At 62.3% G+C, this 9351-nt stretch carries 9 protein-coding genes and 1 pseudogene; 3 read left to right on the forward strand and 7 right to left on the reverse strand.

Annotation, left to right across the window (positions count from 1 at the left end; translation table 11 throughout):
• Positions 1-200: 200 nt before the first annotated feature.
• Complete coding sequence (locus DVDV_RS20655; protein ID WP_175577141.1) at positions 201-1364, reverse strand: autotransporter outer membrane beta-barrel domain-containing protein; 1164 nt, start codon at positions 1362-1364, stop codon at positions 201-203.
• 486 nt (positions 1365-1850) lie between these two features.
• Here DVDV_RS20655 and DVDV_RS20660 point away from each other — a divergent pair, with 486 nt between their 5' ends.
• Complete coding sequence (locus tag DVDV_RS20660; RefSeq protein WP_139311697.1) at positions 1851-2108, forward strand: hypothetical protein; 258 nt, start codon at positions 1851-1853, stop codon at positions 2106-2108.
• Here DVDV_RS20660 and DVDV_RS20665 read toward each other — a convergent pair.
• Both DVDV_RS20665 and DVDV_RS23980 read right to left on the reverse strand, forming a co-directional pair.
• The gene (locus DVDV_RS20665; protein ID WP_075356466.1) at positions 2047-2730 is read right to left on the reverse strand and encodes a glycosyltransferase; all 684 of its coding nucleotides are present in this window, start codon (positions 2728-2730) and stop codon (positions 2047-2049) included. The genes DVDV_RS20660 and DVDV_RS20665 overlap by 62 nt on opposite strands.
• A gap of 79 nt (positions 2731-2809) precedes the next feature.
• Positions 2810-3004 (reverse strand): annotated as a pseudogene (locus DVDV_RS23980) (glycosyltransferase family 2 protein); the annotation flags it as partial.
• On the opposite strand from DVDV_RS23980, the gene DVDV_RS20675 reads away from it, so the two are divergent.
• On the forward strand, positions 2922-4010 hold the full coding sequence (locus tag DVDV_RS20675; RefSeq protein WP_075356467.1) for a glycosyltransferase family 2 protein: 1089 nt from the start codon (positions 2922-2924) through the stop codon (positions 4008-4010). The pseudogene DVDV_RS23980 and the gene DVDV_RS20675 sit on opposite strands and share 83 nt — an antisense overlap.
• 251 nt (positions 4011-4261) lie before the next feature.
• Positions 4262-4672: a MucR family transcriptional regulator gene (locus DVDV_RS20680; protein WP_075356468.1), complete on the forward strand. Its 411-nt coding sequence runs from the start codon at positions 4262-4264 to the stop codon at positions 4670-4672.
• A 468-nt stretch (positions 4673-5140) separates the two neighbouring features.
• Here DVDV_RS20680 and DVDV_RS22885 read toward each other — a convergent pair whose 3' ends face one another.
• The 4 genes from DVDV_RS22885 to DVDV_RS22550 all read right to left on the reverse strand — a co-directional run bounded on the left by DVDV_RS22885 (position 5141) and on the right by DVDV_RS22550 (position 7407).
• On the reverse strand, positions 5141-5509 hold the full coding sequence (locus tag DVDV_RS22885) for a hypothetical protein (protein WP_175577144.1): 369 nt from the start codon (positions 5507-5509) through the stop codon (positions 5141-5143).
• Positions 5439-5744 (reverse strand): hypothetical protein, encoded by a 306-nt coding sequence (locus DVDV_RS22545; RefSeq protein ID WP_139311698.1) that lies wholly within the window; start codon positions 5742-5744, stop codon positions 5439-5441. The genes DVDV_RS22885 and DVDV_RS22545 overlap by 71 nt, the downstream gene beginning before the upstream one ends.
• Positions 5745-5848: 104 nt before the next feature.
• Complete coding sequence (locus DVDV_RS20690; RefSeq protein ID WP_075356470.1) at positions 5849-6955, reverse strand: sensor histidine kinase KdpD; 1107 nt, start codon at positions 6953-6955, stop codon at positions 5849-5851.
• A 215-nt stretch (positions 6956-7170) separates the two neighbouring features.
• Positions 7171-7407, reverse strand: a complete 237-nt coding sequence (locus tag DVDV_RS22550; RefSeq protein ID WP_139311699.1) for a hypothetical protein — start codon at positions 7405-7407, stop codon at positions 7171-7173.
• Positions 7408-9351 lie beyond the last annotated feature (1944 nt).

The raw sequence follows: 9351 nt of genomic DNA on the forward strand, positions 1-9351 counted from the left end.
ATGAGAGAGGAGAGGAGAGAAGAGGGAAGAGTGCCTCCGGCGGCCAAAGGGCAGTGCCCTTTGGAATCCCACCTGGGGTTTGTTTGCATTGCGCGTTGCCAGGTCGATTGGCGGAAGTGGAGTATGAAAAGCAGGAAGAGGGCCTCCGGCGGCCGGGGGCCCGCGACAGAGGACGGGAGCGTGGCCTGACAGAAGAAAAGTTAGAATTCGAAGCGGATGGCACCGGTCAGGCTGGTGTTGCGGGTGTATTCCCGGAAAAACGAATTGGCGCACTCAAAATTGATCAGCAGCCGGTCGGAAGCCTGCACCCCAAGCGCCAGTACGCCCTGTACCTCGTCGCGGTCGCCACCGCCGGCCAGGGCATAGTCATAGAGGTAGTTGATGCCGATCTGGGGCACGAACATCTTGTAGCGGTACGCCGCCTTGCCGCCAATGATCAGTTCGCCAAGAAACGTGTTCATGGGAGCGTGGCGCGTGGCATTGTTTTCAACGTAATAGTACTGGTACTCGTTGGCCAGAATGGTCCCGGCCTTGGCCGAGAGCGTCCAGTTTCCGGTCAGATGATAGTAGGTGAGATTGGCCGAACCAAGGCTGCGCAGGCTGTTGTAATGCCCGTTTACTTCCTGGGAGGCCGCTGTGTCGATACGGGCGGTGTTGTAGTTGTTAAAACCCAGGCCAAAAGAGGCGTCGGCCACCAGATTGGGCGTCAGGCTGTAACTCAGGTAGGGCATGACCGTCAGCCCGCCGCTTTTGAGAAAACCCTGATTGTAGTGGGTGGTCAGATCGACCCACTGGTAGCCAAGCGCCACGCCGGCCACAAGGGGATCAAGGATGCGGTAGTCAAACCCGGTCATGGCCGTGACCAGATTGCCGTCGAAACTCGCCCCGGACTGGCTGCTGCCGATCCAGTTGACGGCGGTCATGCCCCACACGCCGCAACGGCGGCGGGCGGCCTCGTCACCGGCGGAAAGGCCCGTCTGCTCGCCCAGGGCAGCCATGGCCAGCATGGTATTGCCGGCAAAGCCCGGAGCCGAACCGGCCGGCAAGGACAGGGCGGCCCGGTCCTTGCCGGGCACAGGGATGCCCCCGTCACGGGGCTTGCCGTCGCCGGGTCCGGGGGCAGGACCGGAACCCGGAGGCATCGGAGCCATGGGCGCGTTGACGAATTCAATCCGCCCGCTGATCAGGGAAGCAACCGACTGGGTGGAAGAACGAACAATGTCGTTCGTCGTTTGCTGCGTGGCATTTTGCGCCGCAACTGCCAGCGGAAAGACCAGGACCAGCAACATGAGGACAAGTCCTGAGAGGGTCTGAGACAGGATGCGTCTCCGCTTGGCCAGACAAACAATACTCTTCTTGCCCATGGCGTCCCATTCTCCAGGCCACCGGGAAGCTGTCGCACCGGACATGGCGTCTACGGGATATGGTACAAATCCAAGGCGGCACTCCCCGGACAGTTGTAGCGGGATCATAAGAGAAGCCGCCGAAAAAAACTGCCCTGTCGCCCAATGCTGCACCAGGAAACCGTCTCACCAAATCGGAATAAGCAGCAGATAAAGAACAAAGGATATGCGGCACCAGCCGCCTGCACCGCTCCCCGAAAGCGGTCTCCCTGAAGCCCCCAACACCACAGCCATCTACGAAAACGCCAGGGCAAAGTCAATTGCCATGACACGCACCGCAGTCCGTCCAAGACCTCTGACGGCACTTCCGTTCCAACCCGCCCTGGGGTATCATGTTGGAATTGATCCAACAGGCACGCCGTACGTGCCGGAGGCATGATGCTGCAGTTCAAAAAAAGACTTGTCGCACTGACGTGTTGGGGTCTGGCTACAGTTGCTTTTCCGGTCTTGTCTGCTGCTGTTGGCCCGCCCCCTGGCGCGGTCCAGGCTCCGGCGGCCAGGGCGCTGGTCCGCGGGCCGGAAATCGGCGGCCGGGCCATGGTCGTGGTGGGCGATCCCCAAAAGGCTGCGGCCCTGGGCCTGCCGGGACTGGCTGCCGGCGACACCGTGGAAGTGGCCCGGCCGGACGGCGGGGTCTGGACGGTCACCGACCCCAAAACCGGCCGGGTGGTCGAGAGCCGCCAGGAACCGGACCTTGGCCGGTAACAAAGTCGCGGTAGGCGGCCGCCAGGGCCCCGGCCAGATGCAGTTCCCGCCGCCGGGCCAGCACAGCCAGCTTGCCGCACAGGCGAAACGCGGCGGCCACGGCAAAGACCGCCCGATGGTGTCGCCACACAAAGCGCAGGGCGCTTGCCGTTTCGTGGTACTGGGCAAAGGCCGCCCGCTCCCGGGCCGGGCCGGCCACCCGGGCCAGCGAGGACCCGCCGACGTGGACGCAAACCGCCTGCCGGGTCCAGCCCAGGCCGAAACCGGCTCGGCCCGCCCGGCGGCACAGGTCGAGCTCCTCACAAAAAAGAAAATAGCCGGGGTCAAAGAGCCCCACCCGGTCAAACACCTCCCGGCGCACGAACAGGCAGGCCCCGGAAATGTAGTCCAGCTGCGGCTCGGGCAGGTCGGAAACGGCAGCCAGCCGCCGGCCGGCATGGGCCGGCCGGTGGACGGTCAGGGCCGGGTAATACCGGCTTCCGCCGGCCGCCTGCAGGCGGTCCGGCCGGGCGGCCTCCACCACCGTGGCCCCGAAAAGCCCGACGTCGGGACGCTTGTCCGCATCTGCGGCAAAGGCGGCCAGGGCCTCGGGGTGCATGACGGCGTCGGGATTGCAGAACAAAAAAAATCCGCACCCCGCCTTCGGCCAGAGCGGCGGCCACGGCGGCGTTGCAGCCGGCGGCAAAGCCGAGATTTTGCGGCAAAGCCAGGAGGCGCAGGCCCGGCGTCCCGCCCAGGGCAGCGGCCAGGGCCTGGGCCGAGCCGTCATCCGAGCCGTTGTCGCACACGAAAATGCGCCCGGCAGGCTGGCTCATGGCCGCTAACGAGGCCACACAGGCCACGGTGTCGGCCACCCCCCGCCAGTTGACCACCACTGCGCACACGCCGTCCGCCATGTCCCCTCCGCCCGCCCGGCCGGGCCGCGTTTTTGCCGTTGTCGTCAACCACAACGGCGGACCGGGGCTGCTCGACTGCCTGGCCGCCCTGGCCGCCGGCCGGGTCAGACCGGAGGTGGTCGTCGTGGACAATGCCTCCACGGACGGTTCGCCCGAAGCGGCCCGGGCCAGATTCCCCGACATTGCCTTGTTGCGCAACTCCCGAAACCGTCTGTTCGCCCCGGCCGCCAACCAGGGCATCGCCCATGCCCTGGCCCGCAGCGCCGCCTTTGTCCTGGTGGCCAATGCCGACGTCGTCGTTTCCCCGGAATGCCTCGGACAGCTTGTGCGCTGCCTGGAAGGGGATCAAGGCATCGCGGCCTGCCAGCCGCTGCTCACGTTTCCCGGCCGCCCCGGGATCATTCAAAGCGCCGGCTGCCTGATCGGGGCCACGGGCCGGGCCGTGGACGCCCTGGCCGGCCGGCCGGTGGCGGCTGCCGGGCAGGAGCCGCGTGGCGTTCCCGGCCTCACCGGCGCGTGTATGCTGCTCTCCGGCCGGGCCATCCGGCGAGCCGGACCCTTTTGCGACGCCTTTGGCATGTATTTCGAGGACGTCGAACTTTCCCTTCGGTTGCTAAGCCTGGGCTATGGGTTGCTGTGTCTGCCAGAGGCCCGGGCCAGCCATGTGGGCGGTGCCTCGGCCCGGGCCTACGGCGTCTTTAAAAAGACCTTCTTGTGCGAGCGAAACGCCCTTTTGACAGCGGTGCGCTGTTTTCCGGCCGGCCGGGCTGCCGCCGCCCTGGTCCTCGGACCGGCCTCGGCGGCCGCGGCCGCCCTGGCCCATCTGTGCGCCGGCCGGATCAGCCAGGCCGCCGCCCTGCTCGCCGGCAGTCTGGCCGGCGGGCTGGCTGCGCCGGCCCACCTGGCCCATCGCCGGGCCATGGCCGCACGGGGCGCACGGCCCGAGCTGGCCTGGTCCCAGGTCGCCGCGACCACAATCTTTCCGCAATCGGCCCCCGGACGCTGACCGTGGCGAAGCCGCACCTGGTTGTTTCTTTTTTTCCTTGCCAAAAGAGTCTCCCTAATTCATTAGCCTATATCAGGCGTTGCGCTACAAAAGGACAACACCAGTCTCCAGAACCGGCCGCTGGCCGGCATACCGGCGCAAGGTGATTGTCTTCTTTACTGTTCACCGGGATGTGTTATATTACCCCTTGATTCCTACCTGAACAGTATGTATACCGCCGACTCCAATTTGAATTCACCACGAGGAAAACCATGGAAGAGTATTTGCAGAGTGCCCTGGAGATCGTGAAGGCTCAGGCCGGTTCGCGTCCCATGACTGAGGAAGAGATTTTAAGCATGGTCAAATCCGTGGCCAGCGGCATTGCCGCCCTGACCACCGGTCAGACTATGCCTGGAAAAGAAGAGCCGGCCGCCCCTGCGATGGACCCCAAAAAGGCCATCAAGGAAGCCTCCATCACCTGTCTGGAGTGCGGCAAGTCCTTCAAGGTCATCACCCGGAAGCATCTTGCTTCCCACGGCCTGACCCCTGAGGAATACCGGGCCAAGTATGGCTTCAAGAAGACCCAGGCCCTGGCTTGCAAATCGCTGGCCAGAGAGCGCCGGGCCAAAATGAAGGACATGAAGTTGTGGGAGCGCCGCCAGAAGCCCGCTGCCAAGGAATAACCGTAGCACCCTCCCACAACGGGGCAGCCGGATACGCCGGCTGCCCCGTTGCGGGTCCTTCCAGGCCGAAAGCAACCGTCGCTCCCCCCACCGCTGCTTGCCCTCTTTTTGGCCAAAGCAGCCGTCAGTTTGTCCTTTGCCCCCGTTGCCGTTGCTTTTCCCGCCAGCCCCGCTGCTGCCTGAAAAAGACAGGACCGCTCAAGCAGTCCGGTCTATCTTGCCGTGCCCGACCCTTCGTGCGTCTTGCCCCTGGAAACATCTCCGACGCTTTCTTGCGACGCCCTGGACGCCGTGGGCGGGGCTTCTTCCCGATCGTGCGAGCGACCCGGACCGAAGGCCCACCCGAGCCCGGCCCTGGGCAGATGCCTGGGGCACGACGCCGCCAGGGGCCTGGCTGGGGCGGGAAATACCGGCCGCGGCTCGCCTGGGCGGACGGAAGTTGGTCAGGGACAAGGCCGCCGAGGGGCCTCAAGGGCCTTCGGGATGACACTGCGCCCCTGCCGGAAGATGCTCTTCACGCAGCAACACGTCTGGCGGGAAATGACTGAGTAAAAGGCGGACGAGTATCTTAAAGACAACGTATATGTCTTCGCTTTCAACCAGGACATCGCCTTTATGGCTCAACCGCAAGGCAAAGCATTTCTTTCTTTTCCTGAAATAACTGAACAGGACCAGTCTTCTTCGATAATATTCCAAGACAGTGACATAAAACTGAAGCTCTCTGGCCTCGACTTCAAGGCATTCGAGCTGACTGTTATAGAATACTTTAAGATCCAATTCCGGCTTGACATAGTCTTTGAGCTTGGAAATTTTCCCAAAGAGCACTTTTAATTTCAAGCATTTTTTTCGTTGTCGGATCGCCCCGCAGCAGGGAGCAGTCGGCCGTGCGACGTCTGACGACCTCACTTATGACGGCATCCTTGACGTCAAACGTATGAGCGCGGCGAACCATCTTTTTTGCTTCAAGGATTTGATCCCTGAGTTCAGACTTCAATCTCCTGAGCACAAACAAATAAAAAGAAACAACAATTGCCAATACGGCCACTGCTTCAAGCCATTTGCTGCTCTTCATAATCTGCTTCTTACCCTGGTTGCTTCAGATACAGACCCTTTGAGAGATGATTCCCCATGCATCAACAAGATGCTTGCGGCGAAGCACCCCTCCTGCGGCGCGCATCAGTTCGTCCCCAGCGGGATGCGAACCGTCACTTTCGTGCCCGCCTCCGACGAGGTGTCCATGGCGATTGTACCGCCAAGGGCCGTAGTCATCAGCCATGCGCTGTATGTTCCAAGTCCCGTTCCCCCGACCTTCCCGGCCGTGACGTATTTCTCGAAGAAACGTGATCGGATTTCCTCAGGCACCGGACGATTGTTGGCAATGGCGATGACGCACTCCCCCTGTTCCTGGACCAACTCCACGACTACCGGCGCGTCCCGGTCGCTGGCTTCCAGCGCATTGCCCAGCAGGTTTGCGACAATGGCGTCAAGGATGCGGCAATCCGTTTGCAGCAGGACCGGCTCAGGCGCCAGAAGCCGAAACCGCGGCCTGCCCGCTGGAGACCGTACCGACAAGATCCTGAAATTGTCCTGCAGGATCCTGGCCGGGTCACAGGGCTCAGGCTGGCACGTGTAGGAGCCATCCTCAATTTTTCGCAATTCCAGGGAACTGTTTATCTGGTTGAGCATCTTGCTCCCGGCCACGGAAACCATGTCCAACAGCTCTCGCTGCTTCTCCGTCAGGTTGCCGTCTTCCAAAAGCAATTCGGGGATGGATATAATCCCGGTCAGCGGCGTGCGCAGGTCGTGACGCAGAATATGGTCCACATCGCGTTGCATCTCTTCCAGGGCCGCTCTGCGGGTCAATTCCGTGGCGAGTTGGACGTTTTGGGCGACAAGTTCCCGTTGCTTGCGTTCATAGGCCAACCGCAGCCGGCCAACCAGCAGCCCCAGGGGAGGCATCGTGAGGGCCAGCACGGCCAGCCGCTCAAGGTCCCTCGGCGCATACTGCAACACGTGGCCAGGGGCGCTCCAGTAGATCAGGACAAAGGCGAAGGTGACGGCCACGCTGGCCAGGCCGGAGCAGATGCCGCCCAGAAAGGCCGAGAGGACAATGAGATTGGCGAAAAAAAGGACTGGATTTGGCACATGGACGTCCACCTTCCCGAGCCAGAGCAGCGTCCCGGCCAGGGCCAGGGTCAGCAACGGCCCGGTAACACCCTGCCAGCCCTTTTTCTGCGGACACTGTGCTTGGGTCCGGCGATTGTCCCCGCAGGCGTCGGCCATGTTGCTCCTTCCCATTGTGGACCGTATGACGGCGGCATGTCGCCTGGACAGCGGCCCTGGCCTTGCCGGAGCGCTTTGGCCAGGCGGCCTTGGGCCTGCACAGGGCAAGCACCGTCGTCAAGGCCATCGCCCCCCCGTGGCCCCTGCCCCAGCGGCTCACGGCAGGTGTCGGGCCGTTTGCTGGGCACCGGGCCGGCCACAGCCATGGGGGGAGGTCATCCCCGGTGAACAACCGCTCCGCGGGACTTCACTTTCCGCTCCGCTTCAAGCAACTGCTCAGTACAAACTCTGGAATCAACATCCTCACACAGGGACGACTCAATTTTAAACATCTGGCGGTCGATTCCCTGTGTCCATCCAGAGCCGATATGCAGGGCCAACAGAAGAGCAAGCGCTGTTACAGCAAAATTTCTTTTCATACCCGGGGTGTCCTCAACGCTGATAAAACCCATACAATCGTCGCGACCTGCGCCGGAATCCAGGATAAACCAATTTTCCCAATGTGAGTTAGCAAGGAAGAATCATGTTGTCACCATAACTCTTTTTCATTTTCGCCTGGACGGTGCCGCACCCGGCAAGGCCATTTCGCCTTGCCGGGATTGGCGGCCTCCGTCTCCCGGGCCGGGTGGAGGATGCGCCTCCATGGCCCGGGCAGCCAGGCCCGAAAGCGGTTGGACGCTTGGCAATGACAGGCAAGAGGCCAGGGGCTCGTGGGCGTTTCGGGCAAACCGGTACAGGGCCGGGGCAGCGGACCGCAAGTCCGGCCCGTTCGTTGGCAAAACCATTCTGAACGGCTACCAGTCGACTGGTGTACGGGACAAAAAAAGACCTCGCCTGGCCTTTTGAGGGCCAAGCGAGGTCGTTACTTGACAAATTGGAGCGTTACCGAAATTTTTTTGCCTTGTGCGGCATGACAACCATGTTGCCTGGTCGTCCTCTCTCCCCCCAACGATAGGATAAATCGTATCGTCTTATCGGCCTTGGCGCATTGCCTGTGGGGCCTTCCTGCCGGGGCGACTCATTTCGCCTGCTATGAGATTTCCTTGCACATCGGCTTCCACCCTCCATCCGGGGTTTCTTTGCCGGCATCCCTCTTCGGGGCTGCCTTGCATGATAGAAGTAATGCGTTCTACCCCATTGTAAAGTGCTGCCAGGCACATTCCCCGGCCGCCGGCCGGACAGGGCAGAGGCTGGTGCAGGATTTTATACCGGCCAGGGACCAAAGAGGCGGGCAGGCAAAGGGCCTGGCCGCCGGCTCCGGGGCGGCCGGGCCGGGCCAACACCCGGCAAAAGGCCAGAAACGCCTGGCTGGCGGCGACGCCGGCCCGGCCAAAAGGAAAAAGGCCTTTTGGGAGCCACCCAAAAAGCCTTTTTGCAAAATGTTCATTCAGAGGAAGGTATTTTCTATAGAGCAGGAGTCGTGCCAAGACTGGGCTTGGTTTCAATCAATAATAAACAACTGTAAATACGGCATGTTGCATCTTTGGTCGAACCTCTTCCCACAAAGAAACACCGTCTTGCCCGTACAGAATCCTGTACCCTTCCGGAAAAGCCGGCCAAGGCGGGCAGAAATTTGTACCGCCTGGTCCGGCCGCACTCCGCCTGTCAGGCTGCGGCCGGTGGCCGCCACTCCGGCCCGTCTTGGTTCGAAACGACACCGGCGGCGAGCACTCTGTCCGTTTGCCCACCCGCAATGCCAGGCGACGGCCTTGTCAGGCCAAGCACCCACGCCCCGCCGGCTTTGTCCCGGACGCTGCGCCGGTCAACTCGGTTTCCGTGGATGTGGCCCAGGCGCCGCGCCCGGGGATGCGCCTGGTCTTCCGGTGTTGGCCTGGCCGGCAAAATCGTAGCCGCAGACCCCGCCGCATTGGGCGACGTCGTTAATGTCCCGTTGGTCTATCGGGAAGACCCGGCAGGCCTTGGGCCGGCATTTGCCATACACCCGGCACAAATGGTCACGGGTCAGCATCGGGCAGCCAATGGTGAAATGACAGCAGGTCCCGCATTGGTGGCAGTCCCCTCGGCGGTTGTCGAGTTGCCGGGCCACGTAGCCTTTGCGAAAATGGACTGCGAAAAGCCGCCTGACCTTGCCAATGAAGATGCGTGTTTCTTGTCTGATCGTTCCCATAGTCGTTCCTTGATGCTCCAACCGGGGAACCCTACCACAGGCCAGCGGCAAAAGCATACCCCGTTGCCGGGACTGGCCCCCGGCTGGTCCAACGGGTGCAAAGTTTTATACCGGGCCGGGGGTGGGGAGGCACGTCCGGGAACAATCCGGCGGCCATCCCGGGGGGGGACTTGGCCAGACAAATCCTGCGGAAAAAGGCGGAAACCCTTGATTGGCGGCGGCGCTGGCCGTGTCAAAATGAAAAAGGCTTTTTGGGAGCCACCCAAAA

The sequence above is a fragment of the Desulfovibrio sp. DV genome (assembly GCF_001936595.1).
Lineage (GTDB): Bacteria > Desulfobacterota > Desulfovibrionia > Desulfovibrionales > Desulfovibrionaceae > Solidesulfovibrio.

Bases quoted from the DNA above. Each gene is read 5' to 3' on its own strand.
- DVDV_RS20690 (WP_075356470.1), bottom strand. From the start codon at position 6,955: ATGGCCGACGCCTGCGGGGACAATCGCCGGACCCAAGCACAGTGTCCG.
- DVDV_RS20675 (WP_075356467.1), top strand. From the start codon at position 2,922: ATGGCCGCTAACGAGGCCACACAGGCCACGGTGTCGGCCACCCCCCGC.
- DVDV_RS20655 (WP_175577141.1), bottom strand. From the start codon at position 1,364: ATGGGCAAGAAGAGTATTGTTTGTCTGGCCAAGCGGAGACGCATCCTG.
- DVDV_RS22545 (WP_139311698.1), bottom strand. From the start codon at position 5,744: ATGAAGAGCAGCAAATGGCTTGAAGCAGTGGCCGTATTGGCAATTGTT.
- DVDV_RS22550 (WP_139311699.1), bottom strand. From the start codon at position 7,407: ATGGGTTTTATCAGCGTTGAGGACACCCCGGGTATGAAAAGAAATTTT.
- DVDV_RS20680 (WP_075356468.1), top strand. From the start codon at position 4,262: ATGGAAGAGTATTTGCAGAGTGCCCTGGAGATCGTGAAGGCTCAGGCC.